We start from the raw sequence: 18,590 nt of genomic DNA on the forward strand, positions 1-18,590 counted from the left end.
TCTGATATTAAAAAACAAAACCTGCTGATTTACAAATCAGCAGGTTTTGTGTAAAAGTTATTAATAATTAGTTTTCTGCTAATATTTTATAATTATCTATTTCAAATGTTCCGTCAATATCTCCACTTGAAGGAAAACCACCAATATATTTAAAAGCAATATAAGCTGAACCAGAATAAGAACTTAAGTTAACTAAGCCAGAATCAAACCATTCTTGATAGTTTTCATCATCACCTACTACTGCTGCAGGAAGTGCAGTCCAAGTAGCTGTAGCAATATTTGCAGTAGTTCCATCCCAATCCGTAGATATTAAAACTTCTAATTCACTATTATCAGAAAAACTGTTTGAAGATTGGAAGTTTAAAAACTCTAAACCTTGTGCATCTAAATCAAGAACAGGACTAATTAACCAAGCAATATTAACATCTGTACTAGAGTTGTAAGCTCCCATTGAAGCAATTGTGTTTCCTGGTCCAGGATTTCCTGAATCTGTAGTTGATAAAGCTCTCCAGTTGTATGTTCCCACTTCAGCAAAAGAAGTCCAACCATTACTAGAAATTGCAGAACCAGTTGGCATACCTTCAAAATCTTCTTCAAAAATAGTGTTAAAATCACCTATGTCTAATAAAGAACATCTTTCACCATCCATGTTTACATCATCAGTAGAGTTTAATGCTAATATTAAACTTGCTCCATCAAAAGTTTTACTTACTACAGCAGTTATAGAGCCATTTCCAGTAGGTAATAATTCATACTTAAAACTTGAAAACGCACTAGTCTCTAATTGAAACTCTGTATAATTAAATCCACCACAACTCTGCAGAGTTCTTTGAGTATCGTATTGTTGTATTGGGTCAAAATAACGTAACCCGTTTAGGTTATCTGTAAATTCAACATTGTCAACAGTTACCAAAACACCAACATGTGAATTTGATATTTCAGAAAAAGTAACAGTTAAAGGTGTCATTTCTGATGTTTCAGTGGATCTTAAAACACCTGAAGCTACTTGAATATCATTTAAGCTAGTCACAGTTGTACCATATTGGTCAGTCTCTGTTCCGCCACCTATTGTGATAACGCCATTTCCAACTCTTTCTTCTCCGATATATAAGTTTTTTAAATTTACATAAACTTCTCTTCCAATATTAAATTGGTTGTAAGTATCTACTTGGTTTAGAATAATTTTTAATCCTGATGTTGGGTTAGAAGGACTATCTTGAATATAAAATTCTTTAAAGAAGTTTCCTGTAAAATCAGAAGATGACACATAACCTTTTACATAGATATTGGTATCTACAGGGTCAATAAATTCTCCTTCTGTATACATTCCTTTAACATCAGCAAAACTAACTTCATTAGCAGTTGGGTCAGCTAATAGAGCTTGTAAGGCTAGATTCTCTTCTTGACCTAAGCTACTAGGCACTGTATAGTCATCATCTTGCACACAAGATGTAATGGCCAATGAAGCCACTAAGACTAAAGTTAATTTTAAAAATTTAATCGATTTATTCATAGCTTTTTTGTTTATAATTATTGAATTCATGAATGTTGAACATTCCATAATTGTAATATTATTTATTAATTTCTCTTTTTTTAGAATCTAAGATACACATTTAGAAAATAGTTTGCGCCACGACCGTACCAATATTTAGGTCCGAATCTACGTTTAGATAAGCTTGCATCTTCTTGTAGCTCTCTGTAGTTAGCATTTCTACCTTGTTCAAAACCACCTGTTTTATACTCTTTGTCTAATAAGTTTCCAACACTTGCAAAAAAGCCAATGTATTTGTTATCTATTTTCCAAGATTTACCACCAACTAAGTTTACTACCATATAGCTACCAAACTCTTCTTGCTTTAACAATGACCTTGCTACGTCTTGATCGTAATCATTAAACGGTAAGCCATCGGTAGGTTCTAAATAAAAGTTTTCAGTTCTAAGAATAGGACTAACATCAAGATATGTGTTAGAGAAGAAGTTAGCTGTAGCTCCAAACCACCAATAATTAGGGTCTCTATATTCAAAACCAACAGAGTAAGCTGTTTGTGGTCCACCTGCTATTTTGTAATTTTTTAGATTAGCTTCTCCATAGTTAGAAACATCACTATTAGATGAAACATATAGGTTTGGATTATTGTCATAAGTATATTGACCAACAGAAGCTGCACCTTTTAATTTAATAGTTGGTGTTACTTGTGCTTCAATACCAAATTCTCCTCCAATGTGCCTTTTGTCAACACCTTGTAAAACTTCAGATACTAATGCATTTGTTTCAATTACACCATCATCAGTAGTAAAACCACCGATACCATCAGCATAATAAAAAGATGTTTCGTTAGCATCTTCTATTTTTGTGTAAAACCCAGTTAATTTAGCTTTTACAATAGGAGATCTAAAAATATAACTAGCATCAAAAGACGTTATTTTCTCTTCTGTAATTTCTTCACCAGTAACAGATACACCGTTTACAATCCCGACATAATCATTATTTGCCCTAGAGTTTGTGTAAGTGTTTCTTAATGAAGGCGCTTTAGTAAGATAACCAGCATTAATATCTAATAAATGCTTTCCAGTAATTTTATAAGTAAAGCCGGCTTTTACTCCAACACCAGTAAATTCTAATTTATCCCCTTTTCCTAGAGAGTTACCTGCATTTGCTTCATTGTCATAAAGACCCTCTCTTTGGTAATCTGTTTTGGCAACGTTAGCAGCTAAGAAAAAGTCAACTTTGTTATATTTAAACTGAGCTTGAGCAAAACCAGAGATTTCGTTGGCATATAAATTATAGTTATATCTAAACTTATCTCCTTCATATGCTGTACGGTTTGGATTAGATAAATCAAATTGAAACCCATCAAAAGAATCCACATTTAAAATACCAGTTGTGCTTCCTAATAAATCAATGATTTGAGCGAAATTTTCAGAATCTAATTTCTTATAATTAATACTACCATTAAGAATTATATTTTCATTTAATTCAGTAGTGAAAATAGTATTTACAGTAAGTTGTTTGTCATCATTTCTGTCTTCATACAATGCATAAGCTGCATTAAGGCCACCTGTATTATTGTTAAGGTTGGCAGTAATAATGTTCTCCCAATCAATCTGACCATCGTTAATGAATTCTTGTTCAGCTAAATATGCACCAGCATAATCAGGGCCATCAGTATCTGCTAAGAAATAACTTGGCAAGTCTTGATAATATGAAGGACTAGGGTTTGCGCCACCAGGATAATCTAAACGACTGTTTCCTATTTTACCAAATTGATAACCAACATTTGTGTTTAAACTTGTTTTAGAAGAAATATCCCAATAATGGTTTAACATTAAAATAGGCTCTTCAACTTCTTTGATACGAGAATTACGTTTTTCACCATCTAACCAACCCCAATATTCGTTGTATTTAATACCTTTAAGGTCATATACTTCTTGAGTGTTTGGTGAAGATTTACCTCTTCTGTTAGGCGTGTATATTGAAGTAAAATTAACACTATGTTTATCATTAATTTTCTTTTCTATCGAAGCAAAAAATGAGTTTGAATCATATAAACTAGCATCTTGGTAACCTTCTTCTCCCCAGCGTCTTCCTATCATAAATACATAAGACCATCCACCTTCTGTTAAGCCAGAGGCATAACTGGCCATTGCTCTATTAGTATAACTTCTGTTAGATGAAGAGTAAGTAATACGACCACCTTTTCTATAGCTAGATGCTCTAGTATTAATATTAGAAGTTCCTAAGATACCACCAAAGTTATATTCTGAAGGCGTTAAACCAGTAGTTAAAACTTGATTACGCATTACATCATTTAATCCTCCCCAATTACTCCATTGTGGTCTACCATTATAGAGTTTGTTCATTTGGATTCCATTAATTAAAACAGTTCCATTGTCAGAATCTAATCCTCTTACTTTAAAGAATGAAGAACTAAATTCAAAAGCAGCTGTTCTTTGAAAAACGTCTAATGAAGAAGACAATAAGCCAGAAATATTATCTGCGCCACTTGTGTCATCATTAAGTTCATCATCAGAAAGTGAAATAGTAAACAAATCTGCATCATCTGTAATATCAATATCTAAGGTCATGTCTGCAATGTTTACAGTCTTACCTTCGTTGACAACAATAGGGTAACGTTTTGTTACGTAGCCTGTTTTAGAAATTTTTAAAACTTGCTCTCCTAAAGGTACATTACTAGAAAAAATAAACTCACCCAAACCATCTGTTAAGGTTGCTTGTTGCGTTTCTTCAATAGTTATTGTAACATCCGGAATTGGTTCTAAAGTAACCGCGTCTCTTACGCTACCTTTAATAATGGTGTTTTGAGCCATCATTGTAAAGGAAGAAAGAACTCCAAATAATAAAATAAATAAACTTTTTTTCATACTCGATTTTAAAGTTAATAGTCTTTGTAGATTAAATAATAGTTATTTAGGGCTTGCAAATTTACATTATTTATAATAAATATATACTTTTGGCTCAAGATTTGTAATGCAATTAATGTTAACATAACATACGCTAAATGAAAAATTTAAAACTCGGATTATTAGTAATATTCGTTTTGGCATTCATAAATGTAAATGCTCAAGAAAAAAAGAAATTTAAAATCCATACAGTAGCTTTCTACAATTTGGAGAATTTGTTTGATACTATTAATGATCCAACTAAGTACGATGAGGCAAGTCCTATTATGGAAATGAACGAATCTCTTAGAGGTGAAGTTTATAAAAACAAAGTAAAAAACATGGCAAGGGTTGTTGCTGATATTGGTGCTGATGATACAAAAAACACACCTGCAATTATTGGTGTTTCTGAAGTAGAAAACAGACAGGTTTTAATGGATTTAGTTAATGACCCACAGTTATTATATAAAGATTATGGGATTATCCATTTTGAGTCTCCGGACAAAAGGGGAATTGATGTTGCATTACTTTATCAAAAAGCACTTTTTAGACCTACAGAAACGAGTTCTCACGAGTTATTAATTTACGATGATTTAACTAGAAAGCGTGTTTATACAAGAGATCAGTTATTGGTTTCTGGTGAATTAGAAGGTGATTTAATCCATATTATTGTTAATCACTGGCCATCGAGAAGTGGTGGTGAAGCAAGGAGTAGGTCAAAACGTGTTGGTGCTGCAAAATTAAATAAACGTATTATAGACTCTTTACAATCTATCGATCCTTATGCTAAGGTTATAACAATGGGTGATTATAATGATGACCCAACTAACGCAAGTTTTAAAAAAGCTTTAAAAACTGTAGCTGACAAAAATAAAGTACCACTTAAAGGTATTTATAATCCATTCGAAAATCAGTTTAAGAAACAAGGTTTAGGAACAACAGGTTATAGGGATGCTTGGAGTTTATTTGATCAAATTTTAGTGACACAACCTTTTTTAGAGAAAGATTATTCTTCATTTCGTTATTATAAATCTGGAATTTTTAATAAACATTATTTAAGTAATAAACATGGTAGATACAGAGGTTATCCTTTAAGAAGCTTTGCTGATGGCGGATTTACAGATGGTTTTAGTGATCATTTTCCTGTGTATGTTTATTTAGTAAAAGAAATATCAGAGGACGACACAAAAACGGAAGAAAAAACAGAAACGAAAGATTAATGCTTCGTTTTTAAACTAAAAAAAGCGTCCAAAAATATTTCTAGACGCTTTTTTTATGTTAAAAATATAAAATTTTAGAACCAAATACTCCAAGGTATTTTAGCCAACACCAAAACTAAAGCTAGCGTATAAAAAATAGCTAATAATTTAAATTTAGGTTTAGATGTTAATTTCTTTTTATGTTTAGAATAACCAATAGTAACCAGAGCTACAGCAATTATCATTGTAAGCGGATGCTCTATAACCAGGTTTCTTAATTCTTTATTTTTCATTAATTCAGACATTCCTCCAATTTCTTTTATTGTTCCAAAATAATCCTTCATAAAAAATAAAACAATACCAATTAGTAATTGAATATGCATAGTGATTAAAGCAAATAATGAAATTCTAAAATCTTTAGCATCAAATTCCTTGTCGCCAAAAAAATTGATAAGAGCATTAAATGTTGCAAGTACCAAAACTATAAGAACTAAATAAGCCCATTTTGAATGTATAAACTGAAGTGTTTCCATATTAATAAGTTGATTAATTTATGCAAACATAGCAATTTGCACTTACATGGTATTACTCAGAAATCGTAATTTTATGTTTCAGACTATTACCAAGTTCATCCATAACCGTAATTATGTGATCACCAGAGCTCGGCAAAACGGCCATGTCATGGATATCTTTAGTGCTGCCAATGTACTCACTATCAATATACCAATGCAATTCTAATTCGGGTTTAGAATGTGCTACTTTTAAGATTAATTCATTGATTTTACCATCAAAATCTTTAGGTAAATAAATAGTGCTTTGTTGATTTGGGTAAATAAATTCCATAGAAACTCCTGAAGGTTCTATGCAATCACTTCTAAAAGGAGGTAAGGGTTTATAAAACGGGTTTTTATTTTTAAAATAGTAAGCTTGTAATGGCGGTAAAACAAACCAAGCTTTGTTGTTAATATTAGAAATAGCTTCGCAAGAAGAATTGACCTGATAACGTTCCGATACATCTAAATGTACCAACTTATGAAAAGGACAAGGTTCTGTTTTCTTTCCGCTAGTTTGTATGTATCGCATTTCGGTAGCGTCGCAAATTGAAGTTGCTCTATAGCCACTTTTTTTACAAATGTTAACTTCTAGCATTTCGTCATAAGGCTGGTTAAACCAATTGCTTTTTGGTAATAAATCAAAAACATCAAATAAAATTGGTGCTGCAGTTTGTACACCAACCAAACCTGGTCGTCCTTCTCCATCTGCATTGCCAACCCAAACACCAACTACATAATCTTTTGTGGTACCAATTGCCCATGCGTCTCTAAATCCAAAACTTGTACCTGTTTTCCATGCAATTTCTTGAGAGGAATCGTAATACTCCCAACTTTCATCATTTTCTGGACGGTTGACTTGCTTCATGCTTTCAAAAGTTAGAAATATGGAAGCTGCATCAAAAACATCTTTTTGGTTAGATTGTTTCCCAAAATCAATAGCTTGATTAGATTTGTAAATCGGTTGGCAAAATTCATTCGAAAAATATTGACTAGAATTCGCATTAAAGTGATTTAAAGTTGAAGACATCGCAGCATAACTTTTACATAAATCCCAAAGGTTACTTTCTGCACCTCCAAGTACCAAAGACAAGCCATAATGATTCGCATTATATTTTAAATCTTTAAGTTGAAGTGCTTTTAGGTAATGGTAAAAACGATCCAACCCAAACTCTTGAAGCATTCTTACAATAGGCACGTTTAACGAACGTGACAAAGCCTCATTAGCATGTACAGCACCATCGTAGGTTTGGTTGTAATTTTCAGGATGGTAACTCCCAAATTGTGTGGGCACATCTGCCACTAATGTGTGTGGTAATAAATCACCAGAATCTAACATTGCAGCATATAAAAAGGGTTTTAAAATACTGCCTGTACTTCTTGGCTTATCAATTATATCTACACTTTTTTGGTGTGCTTTGTCGGTTGGAGAATTACCAACATAAGTTAAAACTTTTCTTGTTTTTACATTTAAAACCAAAACAGACATGTTGTAAATTTCATTCTGTTTTAAACGGTTATAATGCTGTTTTACAATAGTGTTAGTTTGTTCTTGTAATGCAATATTTATGGTCGTTTTTATGCGCTCACCTCTGTTTTCTTTAGCAATTTTTTGAAGTAAATGAGGTGCTATTTGTGGTAATGGATATGGTTTTTGTGGTAAACCTTCTGCAATAGATAATTTGTATGTGAGTTCATCTATTGTACCATTTGTAAATAATTTTTTTAACAAACGATTACGTTTATCTAAGAGTCGTTTTTGATTTTTACCAGGATAAATTAAACTTGGAGCATTTGGTAAAACGGCTAACGTAGCACTTTCTGCCCAAGATAAGTTTGAGGCGTTGCGGTTAAAGTAACGCCAAGAAGCTGCGTCTATACCAACAACATTTCCACCAAAAGGAGCATGACTTGCATACAGTTTTAAAATATCATCTTTAGATAAGCGGAATTCTAATCGTGTGGCAAGAATGATTTCCTTTAGTTTTTCAAAATAGGTTCTAGATTGACCTTTTCGAGATAAACGAATAACTTGCTGAGTTAAGGTGCTACCTCCTCGTTTTACAGTACCAGAACTTAAGTTTCCTTTTAAAGCTTTAAATATTGAAACCGGATTAAATCCTGGATGCTTATAAAAGTATTCATCTTCAAATTGAAGAATACAAGTTTTAAATTTATCTGGAACACTATCATTTGCAGGAAATCGCCATTGGCCATCATCTGCAATCAATGCACCTAATAGCTCATTAGACTTGCTTGTTATAACAGTTGCAGTTGGGTCTTTAAATAATTGTTTTGGTAAACAGAAATAATAGGCAACAAGAAGTACTAAAATCACCATTGATTTTATCTTATTGTTATTAAAAAAGTTTTTTAACCTATACATAGACTATACAAATGCTAATTTAAAGGGTTTATTGAGAATTTCGTAATTCTATTTAATATAAATGTTTATATATTTATACGTGAGCAAACCATTTAATATTCTTAAAATAGTCATAATTTTTTGCATTTTTTTTGCATCAAATACTATGCATGCGCAATTGGGCTTTTGTCAAGGTAACTCGGGTGATCCTATTTTTACGGAAACATTTGGCTCCGGAACGACCTACGGTCCGCAATTACCAGCCGGAACGACAACCTATAACTTTGTTGGAAATGGAGGGCCACAAGATGGTGAATATACTATAGGACGAAATACTTTTTTTTATGGATGGAATCTACCAAATGATCATACAGGAGATGCTGGTGGAAAATGTTTAATTGTAAATGCAAGTTTCACAACTGGTGAATTTTATAATATTGCTGTTAATGGATTATGTGAAAATACTACTTATGAGTTTTCATCTTGGCTAATGAATATATTGCCTAGTTCTCAGTGTGATGGAAATGGAATACCTGTAAATGTACAGTTCGAAATTTGGGACATCACAAACACAAGCCAACTAGCTAGTGGGAATACAGATAATATAAATGGAACAGCAACACCAATTTGGGAACAATATGGATTGGTCTTTCAAACTTTACCAGGTCAGACCTCAATTATATTGAAAATGATTAACAATGGTGCAGGTGGCTGTGGTAATGATTTAGCAATCGATGATATAGTTTTTAAGAGTTGTGGTGATGCTATAGCTATAGAAGATAATAACAGTGTGAATTCTGTAACATTATGTAGTACGCAAACACCAAATGTAAACACAATAACTGTTGTACCAGATAATAGTGTCTTTAGTACCCACTTTTATCAATGGCAAACCAGTATTGATGGTGTTAATTGGTCTAATATTGCTGGTGAAACAGGAGCTTCCCTTTCTGTATCAGGCATTTCATCTACAACATATTATAGAACGAAAGTTGCAGAATATGCAGCTAATCTTAATAATTCAGATTGTATTACCTTTTCAGATGTATATGAAATAGTAATAATTGAAGCACCTGCTCAACCAATAATAGCGTGTTGGGAAACCGCGACCTTTAGTGATACCACATGTAGTTGGACAGTTACTGGAACTCAACCAGAAGAACCAACGAATTTAGCCTGTTGGGAAACCGCAAGTTTTAACAATACGACGTGTTCTTGGGAAATTTCTGGGACACAACCCACACAACCCACTTTAGCCTGTTGGGAAACCACAACGTTTAATAATTCTACATGTTTATGGGAAATAGAAGGCACGCAACCAGAAGCTCCAACAAATATAGAGTGCTGGCAAACTGCTAGTTTTAGCGATGTTAATTGTAGTTGGGTGGTTGATGGTACACAGCCAACACAACCTACAACAGAATGTTGGGAAACAGCAAGCTTTAATACTTCAACCTGTTCTTGGGAAATTTCTGGGACGCAAGAAGAAGCACCTGTACTAGAGTGTTGGCAAACCACTTCTTTTAATATTACAACTTGTTTGTGGGAAGTAGAAGGGATACAACCAGAAGCACCTATAAATTTAGAATGTTGGGAATCATCATCTTTTAATAGCAATACATGTTCTTGGGAAGTTTCTGGTACAGCACCAATAGAGCCAATGGATTTATTATGTTGGCAATCTACAGCCTTTAATGAAGATAGTTGTGAATGGGAAATAATAGGAACTCAACCTTTAGACTTTAGCGAAGAGTATTTAGTTTTATGTATAAATGATGAATTAGTATTACAGGCAACATCTACTATTGAAAACGCGAGTTATATTTGGGAATCTGGAGAAATATCTCAATCTATAACTATTGAAACAGAAGGATTATATGAAGTAGAAATAACAGATGGTTGTTATACAGAGATCATCACTTTTAATGTGACGCTTCAAGATGCTCCAGTTATTGAAAGTGTTGAAACAGATGGAAGTTCTATAATTATTAATGTTTTTAGCGATGATGGTTATATGTATTCTTTAAACGGAACAGATTATCAATTTAGTAATATATTTAGCAATCAAGAAGGTGGTTTATATACCGTTTATGTGAAATCTAACGAATGTAATTTGGTAACTACTATTGAACATTTACATTTTTTCATTCAAAAATTTATAACACCCAACGATGATGGTACCAATGATGTTTTTAAATTAAATATTGCTGATTTTTTTACTACAACTGAAGTTTATATATACAATCGTTACGGTAAATTGCTGTACTCAGCAATTAATAGAAATGCATTTTGGAAAGGTGACTTTAATGGAAATCAGTTACCAACTTCAGATTATTGGTATCGTATTGTTTTAGATGGAAAAGAATTTAAAGGTCATTTTAGTTTGAAGCGGTAATTAATAGGAGTTAGTCCAAGCTAAATTCATACTCGCGTTCAACTTTGCAAATTCTAACATTATACCAATTGTACCATTGTTCACGTCCTTTTTGTTGTGCTAACAAGTGTTGCGAGTTCGCTTTCCAATTTTTAATGGCTTCTAAACTTTCCCAATAACTAACAGTAATTCCGACTTCGTTTTTGGCAGAATCCATTCCTATGTAACCTGTTTGCTGTTTGGCTAAAATTTCCATTTTGTTGGCCATTTCGGCATAACCAGTTGTGGTTTCTGTTTGTGTTGAAGTGAAAATTACTGCGTAGTATGGTTTAAAGTTTTTCATTTTTGTTTTAATTACGGCTTATCAGGTTGAGCGCAGTCGAAACCTATTTCAATTAGGTTTAAAAATAAACCTTACAGGTTTTTGAAGTCTGTAAGGTCTAAATATAAGATTAACAACCCTTAGGCATCTTAAACTCAATTACTTTTTCAGTGATATTATCTTCAGAATCGGTAAGTATAAATTTAAGAAATATGCGTTTTGTTGAAATTCCAACAGGATAATCTTTTACTTTTTCTATTTTCTTAAAATAGTTAACCCAATCTTCTCCACATTGGTCTGTAACTTCTGTTTTTAAATCGTCAAGAGAGGTTTTAATGAAGTTTTTCCAATCGTTTTCACTGTAAGCTAAAGTTTCAAAAGTGTTAGATTTAATTTGCTTTAATGGTTTCCATGCCGAATCAAAATGTTTCCAATCTTTAGATTCACATTGTGCATCTTCGCTCATAAAAGAGATACTATTTTCATAGAGTTGAAAAATGCTCACATGCTTATAATCATTTTCTACAAGTACAATCTCTTTTCCTTCTACTGACGCATTTATATCTACATTAATGGTTGTAGAATCTTGTTGCTTTAAATTGTGGTTTCGTTTAAAATCACTAGTGGCTAAATTTTTAATTTCAACATCGAGTTTATTTAAATGAAGTCGAATGGTCTTTGAGATTTTTGTATGAGACAAGTAGCCGTTAAATACATAACCAATATGGTTACGAGTTTCTACTTTTACCCATTCGCCACTCACTTTTTCTCCAGCATCTAAAATCACAAGTTTTTTATCTGTATTTTCTATGATTCCAATCGCTTCTCCATAAGCTAATTTACTTATCATTTTTCCGCTAACGTCTGGTTGGTCTCTAAGTGATAATCCACTTTCTGCAGCAACATAAACTGTTTGTTGTGCTGTTACTAATGCTACACTGAATAACATTACAATCGCTAAAATCTGTTTTAAATTTTTCATAATTTTTAAAATTAAGGTTAAACAATTTAGCGGTTTTGTTTCTTGGATTCTTGTCTGTCGACCGAGAAGTATTTAGTTTATTTAATTTGTCTTTCTGAACATATTTCTATATTTAGTTTTATATTTTTTCATTTAGATACTTAAACAACTTAGGAAATTCATTTCTAATATTTGTGTTATCCATTTTATCATCATAATTATTATCACCGTAAGCCAATCCAACCGAAATTAATCCTTGTAATAAGTTTAAGTTTTTTTTATTGAAGTCTTTAAGTATTTTAATAGTTTCAAGCTCACCATTTTTATAAATAATTTGAGTAATAATAAACCCATGATCATATGATCCTTGTGCGCCTCCTGTAGGAAAATGAATTAATTGTTTAAATGCTTTTGAATCTTTGTTCAATGATGATTTTATTAATGAACTCATCTTTTTGTTTTCAGAATAATCCTGATGTACAACAATAGTATTTCCTAAAATAACCCCTTCAACATTATCGTTTTTGCATCCTAATAAAAATATAGAGCAAATAACTATTGTGTTTTTTATTGTCAAATTTTTCATAAGTTAGTTTTATGTTTGTTGAATTTTTGATTAAATTCTTACTTTTCAACAGTAATCCATTCGCCTTTATTTCTTACTAAATAGTCATTATCATACATGGCTTCAGCTTGCGTACCAGGTAAATAATAAGTCCCTAAATAGGATGCATTTAGTAAAACGGTAAAGGTTTTGGTGCCATATCTACCTTTTTCATTCATGTCAAAATAGAAATTAACTCTATCGTCTCTAATATCTGTATATCTCGCTTGGCTCACGGTTGTATCTCCAAAATCTGTAAATCTTGTGTTTACAATATCCCAACCAGAAGGGAAAATTTGAGTTAATGCAACATCTCTCACATAATCGTTAGTTAAGTTTGAAATGCTAACGGTTGCTACAAAATCTTGTCCTTGTTGAAGCGTTGTCACATCAATCTTATTGCCTTGTAAATCTTTATAGATCGTAGAAATTGTGAACCCTCTTTGTTCTGCCAGTTCTTCACCTAGTTTTAATTTTCCTGAATTTAAAATACGCACATAAACCAAATTACTTTTTGCATTGGTTACCGTTATTTGGTTGGTTCCATCTTTAACTGGAATACTACGTTGTGCGATTGCATTTTTAGTATCAACAGTTTCTGATTCTCCATTAATGGTATAGCTTAGTTTTAAATCTTTTCCGCCATTTTTAACAACCATTTTACCCATAGCCAATAAGCTATAAGCTGTAGTTTGTGTGCTCATCCATCCGTTACTCGATAAGTCTTTAGCTATAGTTTTTGCTAATTCTCTAGCTTTAGAATCACCCGTAATAATCATAGTTTCTAATGCCATAGCTCTATTTCTATCTACAGAACCATAAGTGTAATAATTAGATTTATAAGGTTTGAAATTAATATTTGCTGTTTTAGAAATGGCATCACTCGCTTCTTTTTGTCCGGCTAAAGCATAGGCGGCAGCAAGTCGCCATTTGGCTTCGTTAGATATTTCTTCAAACTCTCTTAATCGATTCATACTAGCTAAATCAGGACTTCCAGCTAAAGCTAAAGTGTATAAACGATATGCTTGTGCTAAATCTGAATGGTAAACCTTATAACTTGGTCTCCAATTTCTAGACGCTTGTTTTTGATAAGCCAACCAGTTGCTCTTAAACGTTAATGGTAAAACAAAACCTTTTTTCTCTGCTTCAATCATAAAATGACCAGCATAACTTGATCCCCAATCATTAGCTGTGTTTTCACCTATCCAATAACTCATGCCTCCATTTGGCTGCTGGAAATTACCTAAACGTTTAATTCCTTTTTCAATATTACTTTGTACTTCCTTTTTCTTTTTAGCAGTTAAATCGAAAATATCAGCTAAAAATAATTGAGGAAAAACACTAGATGTGGTTTGCTCTAAACATCCATGAGGATAACGGATAAGATACTGTAGTCTACCAGTAAAATCCATAGGTGGTAAAGTTGAAAATTCAACAGTTGCAGAATTTGTACCTGCTACACCAAACGTTGTAATGTCTATAGTTTGCTTAGTATTAGCTTCTAGCTCATCGTCAATAATTTTAGATGTGAAAGGATTTGGATTTTCAACATCTATCTCTACTTTGTAAGTTGATTTTTCACCATTTCCTGTAGCAATAACTTCTACAGTATTTATACCTTTTGCTTTGGTAACATCTAATTCAAAATACACCATTTTTTCATTTGGTTTATCAAATCTTAAAGACTTAGAGTTTTCACCTTTTACTACAATTCCGTCGCTTAGTTTTAAGGATAAATTCACGTTTTTAACCTTGTCTTCCATAGCAAAAACTGTAACAGGTAAAGTTACTTTCTCACCAGGACTTAATTTACGTGGTAATGTTGCTAAGACCATTAAAGGTTTTCTAACCTGAACAGATTTGTCTACACTTCCATAAGCTTCTGTTTCATTATTACCAGCAACAATCATTGCTCTTACTGCACCAATATAGTTTGGCATTTTAAGTTGGTGTGTTTTGGATTTTCCTGCATCTAAAAGGAAAGGCCCTAAATAAGTAACTACAGGTTTAAAACGATTGGCTTTTTTGTTTTTTCCACCAGCCGCACTTCCGTCTCCACCAATGGCAAAAACTTGGTCAATACTGCCAGAGTATGCACCTATAACATCATCAAAAATATCCCAAGTTTTTACACCTAATGCTTCACGAGCATAGAAACTATCCCAAGCATTTGGTGTTTTAAAACGAGTTAAATCTAATAGGCCTTCTTCTACAACAGCAATTGTATAGGTCATGGCTTTGTTATTTTTTTCAGAGACTTTAATCTCGTAAGATTGCTCTGGTTGAATAACGTCTGGCATTTTAATAACAGGTTCTAATTTTGTAGCAGGATCTTCTACCATCATCGGAATTACACCATACAGTCGAATTGGTAAATCATTAGATGTAATAGCATGAGGTTGTAATAATGAAATATTAATAAATACATTAGGTGCCATTTCTGAAGTCACAGGAATATCAACTGTTGTTTCTCCAGACTTAGTTTTTACCCATTGGTGTTTTAGTACTTCTGTTCCATTTTCTATACTCACTAAAGCTCTTCCTTCTGAACCTGAAGGGAACGTTAATTTAGCTGTTTCGCCAACATTGTAGTTTTCTTTGTCTGTTGAGAAAACTAACATTTTAGCTGCTTCTTTATCTGATGAAGGATTTGTTGACCACCAGTTTTTATAGAAATAAGCCGTTCTACCAGTTGCGTGTCCGCTTTCTGGATCTACAACTCTAATTAAATATCGTCCACGTTCATCTTCTGGGATTTTAAGTTTAAAACTTCCTTTACCATTAGCATCTGTACTCACAGAAAATGACTGTACAGGTCTGTGGTAATTACTAGATACGTAACTTGATAGATTATCGTAAGAAGAATTCCACCACCAACGCCATTCAACTTTATAAACTTTTACTTCTAATTTTTTACGTTGTACAGGTTTACCTTCTGCTGTTACAGTTGCCACATCAAACGTGTGATTTTCATCTGTAAAAAACGAACCGTAATTATTGCCTTTAGGAGATTTTAGACCAACAAAACTTTCGTAGGGAGCATAAGGCATTGTAAATGCATCTAGTGAAAAATCACCTCCATTTTCAAAGGCTCTTACTAAGAATTGTGCTCTTAGCATACCAGGTGCATTTTTACCAATATTTAATTTTGAATTGATTTTTGCTTTACCATCTTCATCTAAATTACCTTCAAAAACATTGGTTTCTTCAGAATTAAAATTTCTTGTAGGATCATTAAAAACATAATTTTCAAATCCTTTAAAACTGGTGTAAGACGATGTGAATTTTGCTTTTATTTCGGCTCTTAAGTTTTTTGCTGGTGCACCATGCAGCCAAGTAACGTTTAAGTCACCTTGAAGAGGTTTATTATTGGTTAAAATTTCATTTTCAAAATCTATCTTAATTTTTAATCTGTTTGGTTTTACAGTCTCAATTTTTAAACCTTTAGAGAACGTTGCGCCTCCAACGGAAACCTTAGCGTTATAATCTCCTGTTTTGTAATCTGTTGAGGTTGGTACTATAAAATCGTAGAAATTATTAAGATTATCTATAGAGACTTTTCTGTAAACCAATTTACCTACAGGATCTGTGATTTCTAATTTTACAGGATGACGTTTAGGTAATTTATTGGCAACATCATTAAGCATAAACGTTAAGAACAAACTGTCTCCTGGTCTCCAAACACCACGCTCTCCATAGATATAACCTTTTAGTCCACGTTGCAGTCTGTTACCAGAGACGTCGAATTTACTTAATGATAAAGACATACCATCGTGTAACTTTACATAGCTCACATTGTTGCCTTTAGCTATTATAGCAAAAGCAGCTCTGTTTTTTGCGTCTATTTTTATAATCCCTTCTTGGTTAGTAGTTCCGTTAGCTAACGCTTGTTGTTGATAATTGTATAGGGTTACTTTTGCACCACTTTCTGGATTTGTAGTAAGAATATTTGTTACTGCAAACAAGTAATTGTTATCATTACCTTGTTTTGCAATTACACCTAAATCTGAGCTAATTAAGTTTTGTGAAACGACACGATTCCCGTAATTAAAATACGAATCTGTGCAAGGGTTGTCTCTATCTCTCCAACGGTAATTTGTATTTCTGTAGTTGTACGTTAAGTTATCCCAATACAGTTCTTCACGTAAGTTTTCTTCTTCGTCAGTTAAATCTTCTGAAGTGTAATAATCTTCACCATAATAATCATCATAGTAATCGTCTTCATCGACGTTTGTAGTTTCTGCATTAGAGGAACAATCGTATAGAGAATATGCTTTTTTAAAGCTTAGTTCTACTCTGTAAATTGCACCTGGATCAGCGGTTAGATATTTAGATAAATCAATGCTGTAGGCTTTCCATTTTCCTGTGTTTTGATTCTCTTCTTGTATTAAAGTTATTGTTTCCTTGGCTATGCGTCGACCTACTTTTTTAATGGCATATTGATCGTTGCTATCTATATTATAATCTTGTAAAAACTGAAGGACATTATCTTCAAATATTTTAATAATTCTAACATCAACTTTACTCAAGTTTACAGCTTCGAAATTGAATTTTAAGTTTTTTGAATTCGGAAGAATACTTCCGTTACTTACTAATCTTACATTTGGTTTTAATTCTTCAAAAGTTAAGACCTCAGAAAACGGTTTTTTCAGCTTAAAACCATCTGTATTTTTAATTCCCTTAAATACATCGACTTGAATATCACCAACTAATTTACTGTCAGGATATACTTTTAGCACATTACCATCCACAATATATTTTGGGTTTTTTACACCTTGAAGCGATACTAAACCAGCAAAGTTCTGTTGCTTAACTAAAGGGTCAGAAAAGTTTAAGGATAAATATTGCTCAGGACTTTGAACAACTTCGGTATTAACTATAACAAAGTTATTTTTGCCAGGAATGGTAATGAAATTTTCGCCTTTATTTTCAGCTTTAATTGCTGAGCCATCCCATGCTATATCAATTTTGCTATCCTCAACTAAACGATTAATACTATCTATTTTAAACTCAAAGAATTTTGAACTTTCTGATTCTTCATTCCACACTAAGTTTAATGCTTTGTTGCTTTGCGTAGCAGATACTAATTTTTTAGCATCAGCTAGAGAAATTACATCTGCAGAGCGTAATTCTGCAAAAAGGTATTGCCATTCTTTACTATACGATTGTATATTTTGAGTGGTAATATTAAAACTTGGTGTTATGGTTTTAAACTGAAATGTATAATCTTCAAACTCTTTTGGGATGGTATTGTAAATTTCTCCCAATTTTACGTTTACGGTATATTCTGTTGCAGGTTCTAGGTTTTCATCTGGAGTAAAAAGAACCGTGTGACTATTCATGGCTTTTAATTCTCCTTCAACGTGAGGTGTAATTTTTATAATATCTGTTGGTAAAACTTTATCAATTTCCCATCCAGCAACCGAATCAGAAAGGCTAATTTTTATTGGGTCTGCAACAGAAACTAATCCCGAAGTCGTGTAACTAATATAATCTCTATACTTAAATATATTATCAGTTTCAACAGTTTTGTCTTTGCAAGAAAATGCAAAAATTAAAATAAGAAGTAGGAAGATGTGTTTTTTGATATTCATGGCGTTGACGGATTTAGAGTAAAACTACGATTTAAAAAAGAAGGTAGGTGTATTCTTGTTAAATAAGTACTGTGATTTTTATAGGTTTAGACTTTTGGCTCTTGTTAAATTGTTCTTAAAGTTATTAAAAGGTTAGCTACGACGGAAGAATTTTATCATCGTTTTTGCTATAGTTCGAAACTTAAGAGTTTAAGAATGTCTTTATTTAATTTAATAATA

Annotated in this window: 10 protein-coding genes; 2 read left to right on the forward strand and 8 right to left on the reverse strand. The window is 32.5% G+C overall.

The window, feature by feature from the left end; genetic code table 11:
- Window positions 1-67: 67 nt before the first annotated feature.
- Both Q0807_RS08835 and Q0807_RS08840 read right to left on the reverse strand, forming a co-directional pair.
- The gene (locus Q0807_RS08835) at window positions 68-1,513 is read right to left on the reverse strand and encodes a DUF5689 domain-containing protein (RefSeq protein WP_299108751.1); all 1,446 of its coding nucleotides are present in this window, start codon (window positions 1,511-1,513) and stop codon (window positions 68-70) included.
- Between the two features lie 80 nt (window positions 1,514-1,593).
- The gene (locus tag Q0807_RS08840) at window positions 1,594-4,383 is read right to left on the reverse strand and encodes a carboxypeptidase regulatory-like domain-containing protein (protein WP_299108753.1); all 2,790 of its coding nucleotides are present in this window, start codon (window positions 4,381-4,383) and stop codon (window positions 1,594-1,596) included.
- Window positions 4,384-4,520: 137 nt separating this feature from the next.
- Here Q0807_RS08840 and Q0807_RS08845 point away from each other — a divergent pair, with 137 nt between their 5' ends.
- Entirely contained in the window at window positions 4,521-5,621 is a 1,101-nt protein-coding gene (locus Q0807_RS08845) for an endonuclease/exonuclease/phosphatase family protein (RefSeq protein WP_299108755.1), read from the forward strand.
- 74 nt (window positions 5,622-5,695) lie between these two features.
- On the opposite strand, the gene Q0807_RS08850 is transcribed toward Q0807_RS08845, so the two are convergent.
- Window positions 5,696-6,133 carry a hypothetical protein gene (locus tag Q0807_RS08850; RefSeq protein ID WP_299108757.1) on the reverse strand — a complete coding sequence of 146 codons (438 nt, stop codon included), beginning with the start codon at window positions 6,131-6,133 and terminating at the stop codon, window positions 5,696-5,698.
- A gap of 52 nt (window positions 6,134-6,185) precedes the next feature.
- Window positions 6,186-8,492 carry a penicillin-binding protein 1C gene (gene pbpC, locus Q0807_RS08855; protein WP_299108759.1) on the reverse strand — a complete coding sequence of 769 codons (2,307 nt, stop codon included), beginning with the start codon at window positions 8,490-8,492 and terminating at the stop codon, window positions 6,186-6,188.
- Window positions 8,493-8,682: 190 nt separating this feature from the next.
- On the opposite strand from pbpC, the gene Q0807_RS08860 reads away from it, so the two are divergent.
- Window positions 8,683-10,911: a T9SS type B sorting domain-containing protein gene (locus Q0807_RS08860; protein WP_299108761.1), complete on the forward strand. Its 2,229-nt coding sequence runs from the start codon at window positions 8,683-8,685 to the stop codon at window positions 10,909-10,911.
- 10 nt (window positions 10,912-10,921) lie between these two features.
- Here Q0807_RS08860 and Q0807_RS08865 read toward each other — a convergent pair whose 3' ends face one another.
- The 4 genes from Q0807_RS08865 to Q0807_RS08880 all read right to left on the reverse strand — a co-directional run bounded on the left by Q0807_RS08865 (window position 10,922) and on the right by Q0807_RS08880 (window position 18,371).
- The gene (locus tag Q0807_RS08865; protein ID WP_299108763.1) at window positions 10,922-11,233 is read right to left on the reverse strand and encodes an antibiotic biosynthesis monooxygenase; all 312 of its coding nucleotides are present in this window, start codon (window positions 11,231-11,233) and stop codon (window positions 10,922-10,924) included.
- Window positions 11,234-11,342: 109 nt separating this feature from the next.
- A complete protein-coding gene (locus tag Q0807_RS08870) occupies window positions 11,343-12,194 on the reverse strand; it encodes an SH3 domain-containing protein (protein WP_299108765.1) in 852 nt (283 codons plus the stop codon).
- 118 nt (window positions 12,195-12,312) lie between these two features.
- The gene (locus Q0807_RS08875; protein WP_299108767.1) at window positions 12,313-12,759 is read right to left on the reverse strand and encodes a hypothetical protein; all 447 of its coding nucleotides are present in this window, start codon (window positions 12,757-12,759) and stop codon (window positions 12,313-12,315) included.
- A gap of 38 nt (window positions 12,760-12,797) precedes the next feature.
- Window positions 12,798-18,371 (reverse strand): alpha-2-macroglobulin, encoded by a 5,574-nt coding sequence (locus Q0807_RS08880; RefSeq protein WP_299108769.1) that lies wholly within the window; start codon window positions 18,369-18,371, stop codon window positions 12,798-12,800.
- Window positions 18,372-18,590 lie beyond the last annotated feature (219 nt).

The organism is uncultured Winogradskyella sp. (assembly GCF_947495255.1).
Taxonomy (GTDB): Bacteria; Bacteroidota; Bacteroidia; order Flavobacteriales; family Flavobacteriaceae; genus Winogradskyella.

Excerpts from the sequence above, each read along its gene's own strand:
- Q0807_RS08870 (WP_299108765.1), bottom strand. The coding sequence starts at position 12,194 with ATGAAAAATTTAAAACAGATTTTAGCGATTGTAATGTTATTCAGTGTA.
- Q0807_RS08835 (WP_299108751.1), bottom strand. The coding sequence starts at position 1,513 with ATGAATAAATCGATTAAATTTTTAAAATTAACTTTAGTCTTAGTGGCT.
- Q0807_RS08850 (WP_299108757.1), bottom strand. The coding sequence starts at position 6,133 with ATGGAAACACTTCAGTTTATACATTCAAAATGGGCTTATTTAGTTCTT.
- pbpC (WP_299108759.1), bottom strand. The coding sequence starts at position 8,492 with ATGGTGATTTTAGTACTTCTTGTTGCCTATTATTTCTGTTTACCAAAA.
- Q0807_RS08860 (WP_299108761.1), top strand. The coding sequence starts at position 8,683 with ATGCATGCGCAATTGGGCTTTTGTCAAGGTAACTCGGGTGATCCTATT.
- Q0807_RS08875 (WP_299108767.1), bottom strand. The coding sequence starts at position 12,759 with ATGAAAAATTTGACAATAAAAAACACAATAGTTATTTGCTCTATATTT.
- Q0807_RS08840 (WP_299108753.1), bottom strand. The coding sequence starts at position 4,383 with ATGAAAAAAAGTTTATTTATTTTATTATTTGGAGTTCTTTCTTCCTTT.
- Q0807_RS08865 (WP_299108763.1), bottom strand. The coding sequence starts at position 11,233 with ATGAAAAACTTTAAACCATACTACGCAGTAATTTTCACTTCAACACAA.
- Q0807_RS08845 (WP_299108755.1), top strand. The coding sequence starts at position 4,521 with ATGAAAAATTTAAAACTCGGATTATTAGTAATATTCGTTTTGGCATTC.
- Q0807_RS08880 (WP_299108769.1), bottom strand. The coding sequence starts at position 18,371 with ATGAATATCAAAAAACACATCTTCCTACTTCTTATTTTAATTTTTGCA.